This is a genomic window from Gracilibacillus suaedae (genome assembly GCF_017599345.1).
GTDB classification, from domain to species: Bacteria; Bacillota; Bacilli; order Bacillales; family Amphibacillaceae; genus Gracilibacillus; species Gracilibacillus suaedae.
Window position 1 is genome coordinate 244,585 of sequence record NZ_JAGFVL010000062.1, and the last position, 19,652, is coordinate 264,236.

The 19,652-nt window shown below is 36.5% G+C and carries 22 protein-coding genes, 1 pseudogene and 1 riboswitch; of the genes and pseudogenes, 11 read left to right on the forward strand and 12 right to left on the reverse strand.

What is annotated here, in order from left to right; all coding sequences use genetic code 11:
• Positions 1–270: 270 nt before the first annotated feature.
• A pseudogene (locus tag J5J03_RS19695) lies at positions 271–627 on the forward strand (MerR family transcriptional regulator).
• A gap of 111 nt (positions 628–738) precedes the next feature.
• Here J5J03_RS19695 and J5J03_RS19700 read toward each other — a convergent pair.
• Both J5J03_RS19700 and J5J03_RS19705 read right to left on the reverse strand, forming a co-directional pair.
• Positions 739–918: a DnaJ-like cysteine-rich domain-containing protein gene (locus J5J03_RS19700; RefSeq protein ID WP_208592076.1), complete on the reverse strand. Its 180-nt coding sequence runs from the start codon at positions 916–918 to the stop codon at positions 739–741.
• 341 nt (positions 919–1,259) lie between these two features.
• Entirely contained in the window at positions 1,260–1,439 is a 180-nt protein-coding gene (locus tag J5J03_RS19705; protein WP_208592077.1) for a small, acid-soluble spore protein, H family, read from the reverse strand.
• A 290-nt stretch (positions 1,440–1,729) separates the two neighbouring features.
• Here J5J03_RS19705 and J5J03_RS19710 point away from each other — a divergent pair, with 290 nt between their 5' ends.
• A complete protein-coding gene (locus J5J03_RS19710; protein ID WP_208592078.1) occupies positions 1,730–2,851 on the forward strand; it encodes a GGDEF domain-containing protein in 1,122 nt (373 codons plus the stop codon).
• A 118-nt stretch (positions 2,852–2,969) separates the two neighbouring features.
• On the opposite strand, the gene J5J03_RS19715 is transcribed toward J5J03_RS19710, so the two are convergent.
• On the reverse strand, positions 2,970–3,683 hold the full coding sequence (locus J5J03_RS19715; protein ID WP_208592079.1) for a DUF421 domain-containing protein: 714 nt from the start codon (positions 3,681–3,683) through the stop codon (positions 2,970–2,972).
• Between the two features lie 139 nt (positions 3,684–3,822).
• Positions 3,823–4,551, reverse strand: coding sequence for a MerR family transcriptional regulator (locus tag J5J03_RS19720; RefSeq protein WP_208592080.1), 729 nt, complete (start codon positions 4,549–4,551; stop codon positions 3,823–3,825).
• A gap of 121 nt (positions 4,552–4,672) precedes the next feature.
• Between J5J03_RS19720 and J5J03_RS19725 the strand changes: the two genes are divergently transcribed.
• Complete coding sequence (locus tag J5J03_RS19725) at positions 4,673–5,389, forward strand: EcsC family protein (protein WP_208592081.1); 717 nt, start codon at positions 4,673–4,675, stop codon at positions 5,387–5,389.
• Positions 5,390–5,504: 115 nt separating this feature from the next.
• Positions 5,505–6,227, forward strand: coding sequence for a hypothetical protein (locus J5J03_RS19730; protein ID WP_208592082.1), 723 nt, complete (start codon positions 5,505–5,507; stop codon positions 6,225–6,227).
• 6 nt (positions 6,228–6,233) lie between these two features.
• Here J5J03_RS19730 and J5J03_RS19735 read toward each other — a convergent pair whose 3' ends face one another.
• From J5J03_RS19735 to J5J03_RS19745, 3 genes are all read right to left on the reverse strand, one after another.
• The gene (locus tag J5J03_RS19735; RefSeq protein WP_208592083.1) at positions 6,234–6,647 is read right to left on the reverse strand and encodes a DUF4395 domain-containing protein; all 414 of its coding nucleotides are present in this window, start codon (positions 6,645–6,647) and stop codon (positions 6,234–6,236) included.
• A 281-nt stretch (positions 6,648–6,928) separates the two neighbouring features.
• Positions 6,929–8,095: an MFS transporter gene (locus J5J03_RS19740; protein ID WP_208592084.1), complete on the reverse strand. Its 1,167-nt coding sequence runs from the start codon at positions 8,093–8,095 to the stop codon at positions 6,929–6,931.
• 157 nt (positions 8,096–8,252) lie between these two features.
• Positions 8,253–8,960, reverse strand: a complete 708-nt coding sequence (locus tag J5J03_RS19745) for an HAD family hydrolase (protein WP_208592085.1) — start codon at positions 8,958–8,960, stop codon at positions 8,253–8,255.
• Between the two features lie 178 nt (positions 8,961–9,138).
• Positions 9,139–9,220, forward strand: a riboswitch (ZMP/ZTP riboswitch).
• A 54-nt stretch (positions 9,221–9,274) separates the two neighbouring features.
• Between J5J03_RS19745 and serC the strand changes: the two genes are divergently transcribed.
• The 4 genes from serC to J5J03_RS19765 all read left to right on the forward strand — a co-directional run bounded on the left by serC (position 9,275) and on the right by J5J03_RS19765 (position 12,755).
• Positions 9,275–10,354, forward strand: a complete 1,080-nt coding sequence (gene serC / locus J5J03_RS19750) for a 3-phosphoserine/phosphohydroxythreonine transaminase (protein WP_208592086.1) — start codon at positions 9,275–9,277, stop codon at positions 10,352–10,354.
• A 99-nt stretch (positions 10,355–10,453) separates the two neighbouring features.
• Positions 10,454–11,296 (forward strand): helix-turn-helix domain-containing protein, encoded by an 843-nt coding sequence (locus J5J03_RS19755; RefSeq protein ID WP_208592087.1) that lies wholly within the window; start codon positions 10,454–10,456, stop codon positions 11,294–11,296.
• Positions 11,297–11,338: 42 nt separating this feature from the next.
• A complete protein-coding gene (locus J5J03_RS19760; RefSeq protein ID WP_208592088.1) occupies positions 11,339–11,902 on the forward strand; it encodes a hypothetical protein in 564 nt (187 codons plus the stop codon).
• On the forward strand, positions 11,895–12,755 hold the full coding sequence (locus J5J03_RS19765; RefSeq protein WP_208592089.1) for an SDR family oxidoreductase: 861 nt from the start codon (positions 11,895–11,897) through the stop codon (positions 12,753–12,755). The genes J5J03_RS19760 and J5J03_RS19765 overlap by 8 nt, the downstream gene beginning before the upstream one ends.
• Positions 12,756–12,953: 198 nt before the next feature.
• Here the strand turns inward: J5J03_RS19765 and J5J03_RS19770 are convergent, their stop codons facing one another.
• A complete protein-coding gene (locus J5J03_RS19770; RefSeq protein WP_208592090.1) occupies positions 12,954–14,162 on the reverse strand; it encodes a DUF418 domain-containing protein in 1,209 nt (402 codons plus the stop codon).
• Positions 14,163–14,362: 200 nt separating this feature from the next.
• Positions 14,363–14,536: an ABC transporter permease subunit gene (locus tag J5J03_RS22390; RefSeq protein ID WP_208592091.1), complete on the reverse strand. Its 174-nt coding sequence runs from the start codon at positions 14,534–14,536 to the stop codon at positions 14,363–14,365.
• A 213-nt stretch (positions 14,537–14,749) separates the two neighbouring features.
• On the opposite strand from J5J03_RS22390, the gene queF reads away from it, so the two are divergent.
• Positions 14,750–15,157 carry a preQ(1) synthase gene (gene queF, locus J5J03_RS19780; protein WP_208592092.1) on the forward strand — a complete coding sequence of 136 codons (408 nt, stop codon included), beginning with the start codon at positions 14,750–14,752 and terminating at the stop codon, positions 15,155–15,157.
• A 43-nt stretch (positions 15,158–15,200) separates the two neighbouring features.
• On the opposite strand, the gene J5J03_RS19785 is transcribed toward queF, so the two are convergent.
• The 3 genes from J5J03_RS19785 to J5J03_RS19795 all read right to left on the reverse strand — a co-directional run bounded on the left by J5J03_RS19785 (position 15,201) and on the right by J5J03_RS19795 (position 17,772).
• Positions 15,201–15,674 (reverse strand): DinB family protein, encoded by a 474-nt coding sequence (locus J5J03_RS19785; RefSeq protein WP_208592093.1) that lies wholly within the window; start codon positions 15,672–15,674, stop codon positions 15,201–15,203.
• Positions 15,675–15,751: 77 nt separating this feature from the next.
• Positions 15,752–16,747 (reverse strand): FecCD family ABC transporter permease, encoded by a 996-nt coding sequence (locus tag J5J03_RS19790; RefSeq protein WP_208592094.1) that lies wholly within the window; start codon positions 16,745–16,747, stop codon positions 15,752–15,754.
• Entirely contained in the window at positions 16,747–17,772 is a 1,026-nt protein-coding gene (locus tag J5J03_RS19795) for a FecCD family ABC transporter permease (protein WP_208592095.1), read from the reverse strand. The genes J5J03_RS19790 and J5J03_RS19795 overlap by 1 nt, the downstream gene beginning before the upstream one ends.
• Positions 17,773–17,951: 179 nt before the next feature.
• Here J5J03_RS19795 and J5J03_RS19800 point away from each other — a divergent pair, with 179 nt between their 5' ends.
• Positions 17,952–18,944, forward strand: a complete 993-nt coding sequence (locus J5J03_RS19800) for an ABC transporter substrate-binding protein (RefSeq protein WP_208592096.1) — start codon at positions 17,952–17,954, stop codon at positions 18,942–18,944.
• Between the two features lie 224 nt (positions 18,945–19,168).
• Positions 19,169–19,606 (forward strand): transcriptional regulator, encoded by a 438-nt coding sequence (locus tag J5J03_RS19805; protein ID WP_208592097.1) that lies wholly within the window; start codon positions 19,169–19,171, stop codon positions 19,604–19,606.
• Positions 19,607–19,652: the final 46 nt, after the last annotated feature.

Genomic DNA, 19,652 nt, shown 5'->3' on the forward strand with positions numbered 1-19,652 from the left:
GGAATCAAAAAGTATAAGTTGGGTAAAGGAAGATTGGTTGTGATAACATTCCAAGACCCTCCTGCAGGGGATTTCTGCTTTATTTTAAGAGGGTGTGATTCGTCATTATTTCCAGGGAAATATTATGATGTTCGACAAGTTCCAACATGGAAAGTAAGGTGAACTTAAGGTAGAAAAGCCCATCTTGGATTTTAGCACTGCTTCCTATTCCAGAAAATATCCAATTGATGTATAATTTTTTGTAAATGATAGGAAAGGATGTTGCTCCGGATGAAGATCAGTGAATTAGCCCGATTGACTAACGTGAGCAGTAGATCCATTCGACACGATGAAAAGAAGGGGCTACTTCAAGCATATCGACTAGATAACAATTATCGAGAGTTTGACGAATCTGCAGTTTCACGAATCAAAGCAATCAAGCTATATTTGCAACTCGGTTTAACGACGGATCAGATAGAGACGTTGTTTAGGGAAGAAGTAGCTGTGCCAGATGAATACGAGTATTGTGATGAAATGCTCTCGATGTATAAAGAGAAATTGAATACTGTAGAACAATAGGTCGAAGCCTTGCAAGAATTGAAGAGACGGCTCGAGAGACAAATTGCCATAACTATCGCCAATAAATAAAAGCGTATCTTGCGCTCATGAATCAAAAATAATAGAGTGAATCCATTACCAATATTGATGATGGGTACCACTCTATTAGGTATTGTTTCAGCTATTCTTTTTTATTAATGCCTATGCTTTTGATCTTAGTCTTTCAAATAAGCCTATTTTTCCACTTCCTTGACATGTTGAGCAAGCCATTTCTCCTTCACCAGCACAATTTTCGCATTTGTGAATACCATAATCAATTCCTTCGCCTGAACATTCCGGACAACGAATTAAACCTTCACCATTGCAACTTTTACACCTCATACAGAATTCCTCCTTAAATTTTTTTTGGAGCAATAACTATTTAGGCTAGTTGATAGTTAATACTGGTTGTGAAATGCTTCCTTATTAAGCTCCACTTGCATAAAATAATACCATATTCAATAATGCCAATGTGCAAGATGTGAGGATTATATGTTAGAATCATATCAATTCCTCAGTAGCTCATCTTACAAATCATCTTATGAATATCTTAATTATTACATACCACTGAAAATCGGTTTTAATCATGATAAAGGATTATTTAATATTTTGTAATGAAATTGTAATATGATAAAAAATGAAAAGCTGAAACACTATTATTTGTGTTTCAGCACACATATAAATCATTCTTCAACTAATTTAGTAACATCTACTTCAAAGAGTCCTTCTGAACTTTTGGTATATCTCACTAAAGCTTGTTGAGTTTCGTCATTAACATCCTCAATATAAACATATTTACCGTTATGGACGACATCTTTCATCACCGGATCATCTTTTATTTCTTTTGCTCTCATTATATTCATGAAGTATAACCTCCTTTAAAGTTTAATAGCTTCTATATGGCAATAACCTTTAGTTAGCTTAACTAAACATAAGTGGTGAAATTGAAAATAGATTGTAATGTCGATATTGATAAATGGAAAAAGATGTGTTTTAATTAGGTCTTGAGTCAGAGGTTGCTTTCGCTTGAAAACTAGTAGATATTGTTAGACGTTCTTTTAAAGAATCTTAATAATTTGAAAATTATGGGTGAATAGTCCTAGTAATCTGTGTATAATAGAATTAACTGGGTTATGAAAAAGGTGGGTAAAGAATGGTAGGCACTAGACCGACACGCTTAAATAAAAAGTTGTGGACAAAGAAAATCCTCTATATCTATTGGATAATGGTGATAATGGCCTTTTTCGGGCAATTAATTGGCTTATGCGTAACCATTTATTATCACCCTGATTATGTTGGTGATTTTATGATACATAGAATGATCCTTCCTACCTCTATTCAAGTTGGTATTTTATGGACTACACATTATTTAATGAATCAAAAACAAATATACAGTTCAAAATTATTAACGATTTCTGGAACAGTTGTAGCACTCGTAACCATTGTTAGCCACCCTGATGTGAATGGATTACAAATTCTATTCTTATTAGCGATGGCAGTTGTTTTAATCTACTTTGACAAAAAGAAACTTCGCTTTAGTTTAATGGTTAATTTAATCGCTTTAACCTCTCTAATTGCAGTACCATCCATAAGAGAAGCAATTTCTTTCTATGAGTATTTCTCCTATTATTTCGTACTATTGGCTGGCTACATGGCTTATCTCATCATTATCGAAAGAGGAAATGAAGTATTCCAATTTCTGCAGCAAGCAGCAGAAAAAGAAAAGGAATTAATTGTAAAAAGTGCTATAATGGAGCGATTATCAAAGGTTGATGCATTAACAGGTCTTTATAATCATAAAACTTTCCATGAATATTTGGATTTTTTGTATGAACAAAGTATTTCACAAGGAATGCCACTACAATTAGCTTTACTTGATATTGATAATTTTAAAATGATTAATGATTTTTATGGTCATAGTAATGGTGATTTAGTGTTGAAGCGAGTGGCATATGCAATATCAGATCAGGTGACTGAAGATGATATTGTGGCGCGCTACGGTGGGGAGGAGTTTGCCATTCTTCTTACAAATAAAAGCTTAGAACGAGCATATGAAACGATTGAAAGTCTTCGCTTATACATTGCTAATCAATACCATGAAGAATTGAATGGAAATATAACTATAAGTATTGGATTAAAAGCTTTAACAACAGATATTTCAAAAGAGCTCTTTTTTCAACAAGCAGATGAATTACTTTATAAAGCAAAGCGAAATGGCAAAAATCGAGTTATGTATGAACAAGAGGAACATCCGTTAGTTGTACAGAAGAATTAAGGAATGCCTATGCAAGCCACTTTGCTGGAACCATCAACAAAAAGCCCACCAAACGTTGAAATGATCCCTTCTAAGTAGACAGATGAAAAAATAAAAATCTCCTACTTGAGGGGGGATTTTAATGTTGAATGGGAGGCATCTCGTTAAATTGATCTTCATAAGTCGAAATTTGAATTTCATTTAGGAGGTTGATGGAAGCAAAAAACACATCTTTTGGATTTGTTATGCCTTTGTTTCTAAGTTCTGCCTGCAGCCACTCTTCATTAAGGTTTCTTGCTTCTAGTACTTTATTGTGAACGATTCCTTCAACTATAACTGGGTAGGAAACCTTAGAGATTGGTTGATTAATTTGCAAATCTTCAGCAGTTACAGGATTTTTTTCAGGTTTTTTTAATACACTCAATGAACCATTTGCCTCGATAACCGCTATTTCAACCTCATTGACATCAAAAACCCCTTTATCTCTTAGCATTTGTAATATGTTATCGATGGAAAAACCGGTATCCTTTAAATTTCGTTGATGAAATGTACCATCATATACCACAATGGTTGGTTCAAATGTTATTAATCTTCCAACCTGTCGGTTTGCAAGTTTGACATAGGATACGATTTTTTGTAAAAGGCCAATCAAAATTACAGCAATGATAGTAGGAAAATGATCAATGTTTGGATCTGCAATATCTGCACCAACAACAGAGGCTAACGTAATGATTACAAGAAAATCAAATACGGGAAGCTCACCAATGGCCCTTTTTCCCATAAAGAGAGTGACGATGAGTAGCAAAGGGAGAATGGTAAGCACTCTGCCAACGATAATCAGTAGATCAGACATATACAAACACCTCAAATAAGTAAGATTTAAGGTTATCTTTTCCAATATTTATCAATAAATACATGTTGTGGAATGTAAAAAAGAGTAAACACCAAATAAGTGTTTACTCTTTTAGATCGGATTTGATTGGATGTTTAGCTTATTTTTGCTTATCTGCGAATTCTTTCATTGCTTCACTCATAAATTGAGCTAGCCCTTTACCAAATTGATCGATATTTTTGGTGAAACGTTCATCTTGAACATACATCAAGCCCAAACCTTCAAAAGCTTCAGGAGTATAGCTAGTGAAATGGTCATTTAAGAAATCATACCATTTCTTAATAGTTTGTTGTGCTTCTTTTGAATGGGGGTCCTGATGGCGGATGTCCGCTAATTCTTTGTAGATCTGATTCATTTCATTTTGCAGTTCCTTCGTCATACTTTTTACTTGTTGATTTGCTTCATCTACCTTTTTATCTCCCCAGCGCTTTCTTGCTTCTTCTTCATAGGGATTATGGTTGAAATCAAAGCCTTGAAACTTTTCCTCTTGACTCATGTGGTAAACTCCTTTCTCATTTTGAATTGTTTTTTCAATGGTTTCGAGCATAGTGGTGATATTTTTTTGTTTATCCAATAACATATTTCGTTGGATCTCTAGTGCTTCTAATCGGTTATAATGAGAACTAGACATGATCTCTTTGATTTTCTTTAAAGGAAAATCTAATGCTCGAAAAAATAAAATTTGTTGAAGGGTTGTCAGATCTTCATCGGAATAGATCCGATAGCCATTTTCCGCGGATTTAGCAGGTGATAATAGTCCGATTTCATCATAATGATGTAAGGTGCGCACACTTACACCAGTTAAAGCAGCTACTTCTTTTACGTGCATACTGATCACCCTTTCAAGTAAAGCTTAAGCTATAACGTAACGTGAAGGTCAAGAGTTTTTTTGAAACTTTTTGAGCATCTGTACGTATGAATGAATAAGAATAAAAATGGAGAGATGTGACATGAATCAATATGAACAACAAGCATACCAAGAGATGCTTGATTGGGAGCTAAACATCTTAAAGAAAAAAAGTACCTTTCAACAATTATCGAAAAAAGCCCAAAATAAAATCAACAGTTATATACCGGAGAAAGCGCATCAAATTATGACAGAAGCAATTAAACACATGGTGCAAACAACATTAGTTGGTTCTGATTTTACCACAAGGAAGAACCCGGATGTTGGGCCATTGTTAGAGGATAAGGAAAAATTAATTCAGCAGAAACTAGAGAGCTACCGCAAAACCGCTATGATTGAAGGTGCCGGGACTGGAGCTGGTGGTATTTTTTTAGGTTTGGCTGATTTCCCGTTGTTATTATCGATTAAGATGAAATTTTTATTTGAAGTAGCAACTATTTATGGCCTTGATACATCGAATTATGAGGAAAGGTTGTTTATTTTACATGTCTTTCAACTTGCTTTTTCCAATGATGATAAAAGGAGAGAGGTGTATCATCTCATTAAGCATTGGGAGGAAGAGAAAGATCGATTAACAGATATGGACTGGCGTATCTTTCAGCAAGAATACCGTGATTACATCGATCTCATTAAACTGTTGCAAATGGTCCCAGGCTTAGGAGCTGTTGTTGGAGCTTACGCCAATTATAATCTTCTCGATCAATTAGGGCAAACCGCTAAAAATAGTTATCGGTTGAGATTACTGGATGAAGTGATTTAGAAGGTAGATAATTGTCCTCTCTTTTGGAAATTTTATATTTTTTTGCAGGAGTTTGTAGTATAACATCGAATAATATATATTGTGTAAAAAAATGATAAAAGAGAGGATTGATGTGATGACTCAGAACAATAAGCAAAACCAGTCTCAATTTTCTAAAAAGAGGGCAAGATCTGTTAAATTCCGGCATGATAAAACAATGTCCGAAGACCTTCGGGGAGAATTACTGACAAACGTTTATTTAAAATTTGTTCAGTATACGTATCAACAATACTTAGGAGACCTCCTACCCGCCTTTGAAGAATTTGCCGATGACTGTTTTGCTCCTCCAAATAAACAGGAACCGATTGTAGAAAACCTGTTCTGGTGGCGCCTCGCTTACGAAGTGAAATTAAACCCTTCCTTTAATTGTTTCCAAGATTTTGTGAATGAAAATAATAGTTACTTCGAAAGATTTCCAGTGTTAAAATCATGGTTTGAACATTGGCAACACGTTATTCCATCCTATTATTATATAGGTAACAAATTTGGCGCAAATGCCTTCGTTGCTGTCAATATTGAGACAGAAAAAACAGTAGAAATTTTCCTTCCAGTACCTACGATTCCAGCTCCAAAGCAAGGCTCCATCGTTGTTGCTACTTTGTTACCTTATTGCGATTCTTTATATTTTCCTATCGGTTTATTTTACGAATTTGATGGTAGAGCAAGAGTGGATATTGCTAGGCATCTAAGACTTTATCAGGAGCAATTGTCTGATGAAGACGATAAGTATGAAGTATTTGTCCGGATGTTTTCGTCTTTGCTTAAGGTAGAAGCAATTGCTGTGCATCATAAGCTTTGAGATATCTTATCCCTCTGATTTTCTCCTATGTCTCCACATCAAATAGCGGAAGCGGATGGTGCAGCCAATACAGTATCCTAAAAGCGCGAGTGCGGAAGCTATTACAACCATAATGCTGAATGTATACGCTAGCCAGTTGATTTGTAAGATGAAGAATAATATTAGCGACAAACCAATACAAACTGTAGCAATCCACTGATTAAAGATTTGTTGTCCTTTATCTTCGGGTGGATAGGAACTGGCTGGTTTCTTTAAAAAGTTTTTCCCTATTCGTATTATCGGATTGTTTTTGGTAATTAGGGTGATAACACCTATTAAGAAAGGTAGTAATAAGATGACTGGGTGAATAAATAATCCTAATAGAACAGTGATCAGTATAAATGCTTGATTCATTTGGACAAGAGGTTTCGGGATAGACATTTGAATCCCTCCTTCTGTATTATCCTCATTATACACTTAATCGGGATAAAGTTGAATAAACAAAAACATGCTATCTTTTCAGATAACATGCTTTACATGATAAAGGAATTGATAAAATTTGACGTGTTGATGAAGATGAGTGTGATGAGCCGAATCCATGAAGTGCCTAGCAACTAGGCGACTTCACGAATCGTCCTTTATCCCTTTAGATAAAAGTTATCATCGGCATCGGCTCGTAAGCTCATCGTGATTCGTTTATCTCGTTGAATTAGCTTTTCTTGTTATGCATGTCCTTCTAGAGCATTTGTACGACTGGTATATAGATAATAAATGCCTAGAGCAAGAACGGATAAAATGATTCCAGATACGTATGGCATAAAAATTGCAATGCCATACAACATTCCACCAAGTGGTGGTCCAACTATTCGCCCTAAAGAATCGAAGGACGATAATAGGCCAGTAACTTGCCCATAGCCAGATGTCGCTTTTTTTGTTAATAAGGAAGATACACTTGGGCGAATCAATCCATTTCCTAAGCCGAAAACTGTTAGGAATATTGCTGCGGTGAGGAAATCCTCTACAAACAAAATAAGAGTAAAACCGACAGCAGAACCTATGATGCCGATTTGAATAACCTTTCCTTCGCCCAACCTTTTCGTCATTTGACCAACTAATCCGCCCTGGACAATAGCGCCTGCCAAACCCATAATCATAAAGATATAGCCAAGTTCCACAGTGCCAAGACCGGCGCGATCATATGCGAAGTAGGCAAATGTCGCTTCGAGCCCTGCTAGCGATACGGATACAAACCACTGCAAAATAAAAAGATTCGCATTTGGTGATTTGAATGCTTCTAATAAGGATGGACGCTTTTTCTCCTGGGAAGCGCCTTTTTCCGTTAATGATTCTTTTAACACTATCGCAACTAATAGAAAGGTAATCAAAGAAGATATCCCTGATAAGAAAAACGGAGTTGCTAAGTTACTAGAGGAAAACACTCCTCCGATTGCAGGTCCGAAGATGAAACCAAGTCCTACAGCTGCACCAATAATTCCCATTCCTTTTCCACGGTCTTCTTCACTTGTTATATCTGCCACATATGCTGTCACTGTCGGCATGTTGGCAGCGGATAATAAGCCACCAATAATACGGGCAGCAAATAACATCCATAGTTGAGTTGCTAAGGCAAGTAGGAAAAAGGATAGTCCTAAACCGGCAATTCCAATCATTAATACAGGCTTTCGCCCAATTCTATCCGAAATTCTCCCCCACATCGGGGCAAATAAAAACTGCATGACAGAATAAGTTGCCATTAATAAACCTAATTCCAATGGTGATGCGCCAAGTTCTTCTGCATAGAAAGGCAAGACAGGAATAATAATCCCAAACCCAACCATCACAAAAAACATGACGGCAAACAATATACCTAATACTTTTTTTGAATTCAACAATCTCACTCCAAAAATGAAAGCCACCAATCATGATGTTTCACGATATTTTATCACGGGGTTATACGTCTGTCATACCCCACCTCAAGTAACACAAGGAAAAGTTTAGGGGTAACAGAAAGCTAACAACCTGATCATAGTCTCACTTTACATGTTTTTAATTTTTCCACTCGCTGGCAATCGCTAAAATGTCATCTGGTCTTTCCACGATGTAATCAGGCTTTATATCCTGTTGTGGTATTTTTCGTTTTCGATGGTTCATCCAAACGGTTTTCCATCCTACTCGTTTTGCACCAAAGATGTCATTTTCAAATGAATCGCCAATATACAGTGTTTTTTGTTTATTTAAATGTAGTTTTCTTTCAATATGTTCAAAGACTTCAATACTCGGTTTCGAGTGCCCGACATCTCCTGAGACAAAAATATGTTCAGCCGGAATCCAGTTGGTGAGTTGCAGTTGCTTGACTTTCATCATCTGGTGATTAAGCTCACCATTGGTTAAAACTGCTAACTGTTTATCTTGCTCGCACAATTGGTCCAACAGTTGTCTCATGGGCTCCAATAATTGTATGTTTCTCTGTTCCGCCAAATAAACTTCTTGAAACCGAACCGCTTGCTCATAACTAAGCTTTATTCCAAAATCTGCACATGCTTTCGTAATGCGGTAGGTTTGTAATTCAAGTACAGTGATTTCACCGCTCATATATTGTTCAAAGACCTCATCACTATACTCTCTACTGGCTTTATATAAAGGTCCGATTTCGGACTCTGTGAAAGATGTGCTTAATTGTTGATAAACAGCATTACGAAAAGACTGTAACTGGTCGTATAATGTGTCATCAACATCAAAGATAATTGTCTGCATGTTATCATTCCTAGCGTTTTTTCTCCTTAAGCCATTTTATCACACTTTTCAAATGGAATCTGTTACGATTTTCTTACTTATTTTTTTGTTAAGAGAATCTAGCGCAGTATTATTTTAAAATTTAAGAAAAATTTAATTGAAAAATTGTGTGAATATTGTTATAATTTTCACAAAGTTAAAGGCTGCGTGTAACTGGCGAGGGTGCGGATCAACCGCAAGGGAGCACGTAGTATCGATAGCCGCTCGCCTGGGCAAAGGTAAGGATTTATTCCTTACCTCTTTCTATTTAATTTTAATTAGGAGTGTGGTTAAAGATGAAACGAGTACACAATTTCTCAGCAGGGCCTTCCATGTTACCATTAGAAGTTTTAGAAAAAGCACAAGCAGAATTACCAAATTACAAAGACTCCGGCATGTCTGTGATGGAATTAAGTCACCGATCCGGTCTTTTCACTGATATTATTACTGAAGCAGAGAACCTTTTGCGTGAATTAATGTATATCCCTGACAATTACAAAGTACTGTTTGTCCAAGGCGGTGCTTCTCAGCAATTTGCTGCTGTTCCATTGAATTTAAAGAAAAATGGTAAGGCGGATTATGTAAATACTGGTTCTTGGTCTAAAAAAGCAATGAAAGAAGCGAAGAAATTTATTGAAGTAAACGAGATCGCCTCTTCTGAAGCAGAGAACTTCACTTATATTCCTAAAGTTAGTACAAGTATCATTGATCCAGAAGCGGATTATGTGCATATTACAACAAATAATACCATTGAAGGTACAGCATTCCGCGAGATTCCTGACACTGGTAATGTACCATTAGTTGCTGATATGTCTTCTAATATTTTATCTGAAGAAATAGATGTCTCTAAATTTGGCGTAATCTATGCTGGTGCACAAAAAAATATCGGTCCTGCTGGTTTGACTGTCGTAATCGTTCGTGATGATTTAATCGGAAACGCTTCTGAACAGTGCCCAACCATGCTGGATTACCAGACACATAGTGAAAGTGATTCTCTTTATAATACACCACCAACTTACGGGGTATATATAGCAAAGCTTGTTTTTGAATGGTTAAAAGAATTAGGTGGATTACAAGAAATGCAGGCTCGTAATGAGAAAAAAGCAGGATTACTTTATGATTATATTGCCCAATCTGATTTTTACCGTTCACCAGTAAAAGAAGATAGTCGTTCACTCATGAACATTCCTTTTGTCATTCCAGATCATGACTTAGATGCTGCATTTATTAAAGCAGCACAAGCTGAGGGGCTAGAAACGTTAAAAGGCCACCGTTCTGTAGGTGGTATGCGTGCAAGTATTTATAATGCGATGCCTGTTGAAGGTGTAGAAGATTTAATTGCATTTATGAAGAAATTTGAAAAAGAACATCAGTAAGAGAAAAGGAAGTAGCGTTTTGCGCCTGCTTCCTTTTTGAAATGAAAATAGTATACCTTCTCCATAGTGTTCCCAAGAAGATAGAAGGAGATCATAAGCATGAATGAAAGAAGATATAGGCAATGTCCGCCTGATAAACGGTTATCAGCATTAATTTATGGCTACTGGTCACTGGAGTGCTCGTCCGAACAAGAGTGGGTATATGAAAAGATATTTCCTTTACAGTATCCAGAATTTATTGTTGCCTACAAGGGTCAGTACTTTGAGGTGGGCCATGATAAACTGAATGTGATGCCAAAATCTACACTTATACCCCTACAAGATCAGCCAAGGTATTTTTACCATACTGGAGATTTAGGTTTATTTTCGATTGTGTTTAAACCGTCCGCTTTATCATTCATTCTAGAAACAAATTCTGATGATTTCATTAATAAAATCATACCGAGTAGAGATTGTGGAGAGAAGATTCATCGATTGTCGAATCAGTTATTGCAAGCTCGTTGTAATAATGAGCGTGTTCAATTAGCTGACCGGTTCTTCATGCATGAGAAAATGTCCAATGAACAAAGACATATAGTGATTGAAAGGATTATTCAACATTTGATATCTCGGAATGGGAATATACCTATAAGTCAGATTGCCAGTAAGTATAATTTATCCTTATCTCAACTAGAAAGGCAGTTTAAAACCACTATTGGTTTTACGCCTAAACAATATAGTCGGCTTATTCGTTTCACACAAATACTTAATCATTATCAGTCTATTCCAGAATGGGGACAATTGATAACAGACATTGGGTTTTATGATCAATCACATTTGATTCGAGAATTTAAAAGGTTTTCAGGCGTATCACCTAGAGCATACTATGATTCAAGCAAAGGGATTGTCGAGCAATCTATATTAAATGATGCTGATTTTATACAATACAATCATCACCGATGAATGTATAGTTAAATTTATAATAATTATACAGGAGATGGTTGTTTGAGCTTGTTAAAAAATGAATATAAGTTTTTCTTTGGAATGGAACCAAGGCAAGTGGACTTATGGATGATAAATATCTTCTCCCTGCTTATGGGTATTGTTTTAGCATTTTTCGTTCCTATTATCAGTGAACACACCAGCTTATTACAAAAAGTTATTATCATACTGCTTGCCTGGGATGATCTGGGCGGAATTATGGCCAATCTAACTCGTTCGACCAATAACTATCATTTGTCAAACGCTCGAGTAAGACTGGTATTTTACTCGTTGCACATTTTACAGCCGTTTATTATTTTTCTATCGTTTGATGTGAGTCTCTCTGTTTTCCTATATACTTGGTTATATCCAGTATTGTCATCTATATTAATTGTAGAATTTATAAAAGAGGATTATAAAAAGGTATGGGCAGGCATCTTATGGGTGACCGGAATCATCACGTATATGTATGTGATTCAAGTACCCATTTATCTCATGTGGTTCGGCATTACGTTTTTTACCAAATTGATTTTATCCTACTCCATCAATTATTATCCTGTCCAAAGGAGTGGCGAAAGGAATGAATAAAAAGCAATCTGTTCTTTTAGTGGGTGCAACAGGGTATCTAGGAAGTTATATATTAAGGCAGTTATTGAATCAGAATTATTCGGTTAGAGTCGTTGTTCGAAATCCGCAGAAGCTCCCGCAAGTAGATAAGGAGCATTATGAAGTGATTGAGGGAGAAGTAACAAAACCTTCAACTCTAAAAAACTGTTGTGAAAATGTTGATGTGGTGATTTCAACAGTAGGCATTACCCGGCAAAAAGATGGGCTTACTTACATGGATGTGGATTATCAGGCGAATTTAAATGTATTAGAAGAAGCTATAAAACGTAAGGTGAAGAAATTTATTTATGTATCTGTATTACACGGAGACAAGATGAAGAATGTGAAAATTTGTGTTGCTAAAGAAAAGTTTGTGGAAAGGTTGAGACACTCTAGCTTAGATTATACGATAATAAGACCAAATGGTTTTTTCTCAGATTTGACAGAATTTTACCAGATGGCGAAGAGAGGTAGAGTATATTTATTTGGAAATGGTCAAGTTAAGATAAACCCTATACATGGTGAGGACTTAGCAAAAGTATGTGTAGGCGCCATTAGAAAGTCTGAAATCGAAATAAAAGTAGGAGGTCCAGAAGTCTTAACCCACCGCTCTATTGCTTTTCTTGCATTTATGGCATTGAACAAAAAACCAAAAATTACTTACATTCCTGATTGGGTTCGAATAGCTAGTATAAAATTTGTCAAAACATTTATTAGTAGTAAAACCTATGGACCTATCGAATTTTTTCTAACAGTAATGGCGCGAGATGATATGATTGCACCAAAATATGGTCGGCACACACTGAAAACGTATTTTGAAAATGTGGATCTCTAGGTAATTGTATTGGAAGATAAGGATTCAAAACAGACATAGAGCCTAGTTAAGAAATTGAAGGTGTATACATGCTTCCTTTTCATAAATACAAAGACGTCTAGATTCAAGCATCAAACAACTAGGCAGTTTCTCTACATGTATTACAGTAAGTCATATCATCAGTTTGTCAACATGATGCCTATCCCCACTCGCTAAGCTTTAAATCTGTTGCTTTACGCTCTTTTGTTCCTGATACGTGTATTTTCTCCAGATTGCTTCTAGAGGTCCCATTTGATAATACTGTAACCAAATCTGACTAATGATCACTTGCGCGATAAAAATAAGGGTTGCAATACCAAAACGAACTAGTGTATTTACTTGATTAAATAATCCGAAGCCTGTGCTATAAAACAGGTTAGTGCAGATTAAAGTTTGCATTAAGTAATTTGTTAGTGCCATCCGCCCAACGGGTTGAAGAAATGAAAGGCGATGTTTCCAACTATGTTTTTGTAGTATTAGTAAAAGACTTATCATATAAAAGATGGCTAATGCAGGGCCACTAACGGCATGGCCTATAAATTGAATATAGTAGAATGGAGAAAAATAAGAATTAACCTTAAATTCTGAAAAACTCGCTATTAATGCAAATGGTGCACCTATTATCAGACTGTACTTCTGCATTTGCTTCAAGACCTTCACGTTTTTAATTGGCTCGGAAATGTAACCACTTTTCCATGCGTAAATGCCAAACAAAAACATCGAAAAGATAACCGGGATCATCAAGATATAACCTTGGTAGATAAACATAATATCAATAAGACGGTGCTTAAAAATATCAATAAAAGAACCATTTCCATAAGTATGTATGGTGTTCATATATAGATGCTCAATAGTTTGTAAGGTGTGAGATTCCATCATATTGAATTTTGTAATGATTGCGAAGATCAATAATAATATTGGAATGAGTGGGAGTAGGCACACCCACCAAAGCATTATCTTTCGGTTAAAAGTTACAAAAATAGGTAACAAGAAACCTAGTAAAGCATATATCGTTAGAATATCACCATACCAAAAGAAAAGGAGATGAATCAAACCCAATACAAGTAAAAAACGCAATCTTCTTTTAAACAACGTTTTAGCTTTAACTTTCTTGTGTTCAAGTCTTGCCAAGAACATGGCAAAGCTAATACCAAATAACAAAGAAAATAAACTGACAAATTTAAATTCAAAAAATAAACTAATTCCCCATCTTAAGACATTTTCTATTAAATGAACATGGCCATCAATACCTAACATATCTGCGTAAAGAGCTGGTGTGGAGAAGTAGCTCATGTTGACGACTAATATCCCAAATAATGCGAAACCTCGAATGACATCTAGTTCCATTAATCTTTCTTTTTTGCTAGTTGGAGACAGTTGTTTCTTCATGTTTACCTCCTCCTCCATTTAGGAATCGTCATTTTATATACAGAAAAGGTTCTATTAAAAGACTTAAGCAAGTGACTACAAAGGTCCAAGCCAAGATGGTATCGGTCGGTGTACATGGATTCGTGCACTCTTCCTTTCGGCACCAATACCGGTTTGCCCACTTATCACTTCTGCCATAACAATGGTTTTCCAAACTTCACCTACAAAACGGCCATCCAATAAGCTTTCATCGCAGGAAGGTAAGTGAGACGTATAGTATCCCACTTTGTCATTTTATATGCTTTTGCTACTTCTAGAAATTCTTTCGGAACTTCACGAATGGACCCAAAGGCTTGAAAGAAAGAGAGAGGAAAAAGCGCCAAAAAGACGACCATGGTTTGTCATCAGTAAGATCCTTCCTTTCTTTTGTTGATGATCGTTATTAATTATAAGCTGGATTAAAGTAAACATGTATCCCAATATTATGGGATACTGTAGTTCACAATTGATAGGATTGGCAATTCTTTAAAGTTCTGCTATAATGCTTCTTTAGACTAATATAAGCAGTTCGAGACCATCCTGCTTTATCAAAACTAGGAGGAATCTAAATGTCAGAGAATTATTACTTACCAAGGTCAGGTCCAATGCCTCGACCAAGTAGTGTAGAAGAAGGAAAAGAAGTTTTAAAACAAGAATCATTTGATGCACCAAATGTGCAAAATATAACGTTTCGTGCCTTAGAATTTACTGCTGTTTGTCCGAAAACTGGCCAGCCAGATTTCGGGAAAGTAGAAATTGTCTATACACCACGTCACAAGTGTATTGAGTCAAAATCGATGAAATTTTATTTGTGGTCTTTCCGTGATCACGGTGCTTTTTGTGAATCATTAGCTGCGCAGATTGCGGATGATATAGTTTGGGCGATCGAACCTGCCTCAGTAAAAGTTACGGTTTATCAAACAGCTCGTGGCGGAATAGAGTTAACGACAGAAGCACATAGAGAATACCATGAATAAATATAAAACAAGCACTTAAGTTAGATCTTAAGTGCTTGTTTTACTAGTTACTTTCTTCTTTGGTAGGCCCCATTACACTCGGTACCTTTAATCCTGCTTGACGAAGCAGTACCGTCATTTGCCCGCGATGGTGTGTTTGGTGATCAATTAACGTACGCAGCATAGCGCCACGAGTCGTTTTATTGCCGAAGCTTTCGATTTCTTCAGCTAATTGCTCATCTGTTAAAAGTTCAGCTTCTTTTTGTACATCGTCTACTATTGTTTTATACGCTTGGACAATCGTTTCAGCTTTTGTTGGAACTTCACTTGGGTTCCCAGAAGCTTTCACGTTTAAACCGACAATTCCCGCGAAAAAGGCAGGTGCTGTTGCTAAATGCCACCCAAGCCAGCCAAGTGTATTGTGTCCCTCTACAATGGCTTGGCCCAGCTTCTCATCTGTTAATGATTCAAGTACTTGGATGGTACCTTGTGCCCCGTTATTCCAATCGGTAATAAAATCATCTACTTTACGATACACCGTTCATCAACTCCTATTTAATAGTACGTACTACTATAAAAATAACAAATTCTCTCTCATTTTTCATTATATGACGATTAAGATTTCATTAAAAGATAGACGAAATAACTTCCACCTATTAGGGAAACGATTAACCCAACAGGAATTTCAGAAGGTGCAAGGATATTCCGACCTAATGTATCCGCTACGAGTAATAACAGTGCCCCTAATAATGCAGAAGTAATCAGCATATGTTTATGTCGCGCTCCGACTAATTTTCGTGCCAGATGTGGAATGACTAAACCGAGAAATGCAATAGCTCCTCCTACAGCAACACTTGCACCGGCAAGCGCTACAGCAATAAAAAGTAAAACTAACCTTTCTCTCTCCACATGTGTTCCAAGACCTTGTGCGGTTTCATCACCAAGGTGTAACGTATCTAATGTTCCTGCTTTATAAAAGGTAACTGGCAGAAGAATTAGAATCCATGGTAATAAAGCGAAAGTATACGTCCAATCCGTTCCAGCGATATTACCCGATAGCCAAATCTGTGCTTGAGTAAAATTATTCGGGTCCATTTTCAATTGAAAAACAATAATTAAAGCCGAAAAAGCAGCATTAATACCAATACCAACTAATATCAATCGAATCGGAGAGACACCATTTTTCCAGGAAATCAAATAAATTAATATCGCAGCCAGCACCGCTCCTGCAAGTGCAGCTAATGGAAGTATAAATACCTGGGAGGTTGTACTTCCTTGTGTTAAATAGATAAATAATACAACAGCAAACCCTGCGCCGCTGTTAATGCCTAATATACCCGGATCAGCTAATTCATTATGGGTTACTCCTTGTAAAATAGCCCCGGATATTGCCATGCCAGCCCCAATTAGAAGTGCTATCACCATTCGTGTTAAACGAAAATCAAATAAGACAAGCTCATTCTGATCACTGCCTTGTCCTATTAATGTTTTCCATACATCTAAAGGACCGATTGTCATTGTTCCGGTATTAAGTGAAATTAACAGGGTTACAACAATCGCAAGAAGAAGTCCGCTCACTAGTAACCCCGTTTTTCTTTTTTGTGATAACATTACAGTCCTCTCCCTTCACGTCTAGCAAGATAGAGGAAAAAGGGAACCCCTACTAATGCAGTCATTGTTCCCACAGGTGTTTCGAATGGAGGATTGACCATACGTGAAGCTGTGTCAGCAAGAACAAGTAACAAAGCTCCTAAGACAGCAGCAGCTGGAATAATCCAACGATAGTTCACTCCGACAAGAAAACGGGTAATGTGTGGAATGACAAGCCCAATAAATCCAATCGTTCCTGCGACAGCGACAGCGGCTCCAGTAAGGAAAAGCACAACCATCATTGCCGTGATTTTTAGAATAGCCGTTCTTTGTCCAAGCCCTTTAGCAACATCTTCACCTAAATTTAATATAGTAATCGATTTGGATAGTAAAAGGGCGATAATCAGCCCGATAATAACAATTGGTGCCAGTAATTTAACATGAATCCATTGAACGCTGGCCACCCCGCCTGCATACCAGAAGCTCATATCTTTAGCAATATCAAAGTGAATCGCAATTCCTGATGAAAGTGCACTTAACATCGATGTTACGGCAGTACCAGCTAATGCTAATTTTACAGGTGTGAGGCCACTTTTTGAAATTGACCCTACACCAAAGACAATACCAGCACCTAATCCAGCACCGGCGAATGCCCAGATCATCATAGCTAAAGAGGTAACTTGTGGCATGATTGCCATGGCTACAGCTATCATAAAGCTGGCACCAGCGGTAACTCCCATAATAGAAGGCGATGCCAAGGCGTTTCTAGTCATTCCTTGCATAATCGCACCTGAGACTGCAAGTGCTGCACCAATTAGGGCAGCAGCTAATCCACGCGGGAGACGTAAATTGCGGATAATTTGATGTGCCGTTTCATTTGGATCAAATTGTGTTAATGCTTCCCAAGTTGTTGGTAGATCAACTTCTGCCGCACCATATATAATGGAAAGCACTAATGAGAATAGCAATATTATAAAACCACCGACTATGACGGAAGATGCCACCAGTGGTCGGGAAGTTCGTTTGTTTTTTTCTGAAAAAGACATGCTTGATATACTCCTTAATAAAACTGAGAACTATTATCATTCTAGTATAAGGGAAAAGACAAGAGATTGGTAGTATCGTTATTTTTATTTGCCAAAAAATAATGCTTGTAAGTGAAAATGAAAATTGTTATCATTTAAAAGAATAGATCGTGTTACATAGCATAAGGAGGAAATGGTCAGTGAAAGCATATAGAAAAAGTTGGTTAATATGTCTAGCTGCTGCATTTTTGATTCTGTTAGCAGCTTGTGGTAATAGTGAAGATACAGAATCTTCTGGAGATGAAGGGGAAGCAACAGAAAATCAAAATACTGATGATACGGCATCAGCTGAGGAAGATACAAGAACTGTAACAGATGCAATGGGGCATGAGGTAGAGGTTCCAGCAAATCCTGAACGAGTGATCGGATCTTATCTAGAAGATTATTTAGTCGCTTTAGGTATTGAGCCAGTTGCACAATGGTCTGTTCGCGATGGTGAAGACATTCAAGATTATTTGCAGGATGATTTAGAGGGCATCCCTACCATTCCGAGTGAATTACCATATGAAGCAGTTACTTCATTTGAACCAGACTTGTTATTAATGGATTCTGCCGGCATGGTGGAAGATAATAAATATGATCAATATAATAAAATAGCGCCAACTTTTGTTGTGGGAACAGAAGAGATCAACAACTGGCGAGAAAAATTTGAAATTATAGCTGAAGTCTTTGGCATGGAAGAGAAAGCAGCTGACGTGTTAGCAGAGTATGATACGAAAGCAGAGGATGCCAAAGAGCAAATTCAAGAAGCTATTGGTGATGAATCGGTTGCTGCTTTATGGCTATTTGCTGATACTTTTTATATTGTAAGTGAGAATTTGTCCAGTGGCGATTTATTATATAATGAGTTAGGATTAACAGCACCAAGTGTTGTATCGGAAATTTCAGAAACATCAGCACAAAACTGGTCAGAAATCTCCATGGAGAAACTAGCAGAGTTAGAAGCGGATCATATCATCTTTGTCAATAGTGATGGTGAATCAAGTGCATTAGAAGATTCCATCTGGCAAAACATTCCGGCTGTACAAAATGATAATATTTATGAATTTGGTCAGGATTCAAGCTGGCTTTATGCGGGACCGATTGCGAACAGTCAAATGATTGATGATGCGTTGGAGAGTTTTGTTGAATAAGAATCTGAAGAGACGTTGGGTATTTACTCAACGTCTTTTTTTGTCTTTTTGCCGATAAGTATGTACCCCATTAATTGTTTAAATAGCTAAATTAAGAGAATTAGCCTAAGTGACCTTTTACCATATATACTAATTTTTGTCATTAACCTGTTGAAATAGTAGGACAAATAATATATTATATACATAACAGAACAAACATTCCCTTGTATATAAGGAGGAATTTTATGTATACAGAACTTAGTAAAACAGAACGTAAAAAAGCTATTAAAGTTATTGAGAAACACCTTAAAAAGTATAATAGTTATAAAATAGCTATTATAAATATGAAAGAACAGCTAGATCGTATTCAATCCCGTAATGCAACAAAAACAAATACTCTAACGCTATCTCAAAAAGTAGAAGAACAAGAGAGATTGGTGAGTTACTTGGAAGAATTAGAGTTATTAGTAGAGTCTATGGATAGATCATTAGAGGATTTGTCAGACTTGGAAGTAGAATTTATCCAATATCGTTATTTTAAAAAATGGTCCATTGAAAAAAGCGCACTAAATTTAGGTTATAGTAGTAAAGCCATTTTTTCGATAAGAAATCAAATTATGGATAAACTCATTATTAGTCTCAGTCCCATTATCCAATTGGAAGTTAGTCTAGAACGTGAATAGGCTTTCGAACATTTATAAAGGATTAATTGGTGATCTAATGGCAACT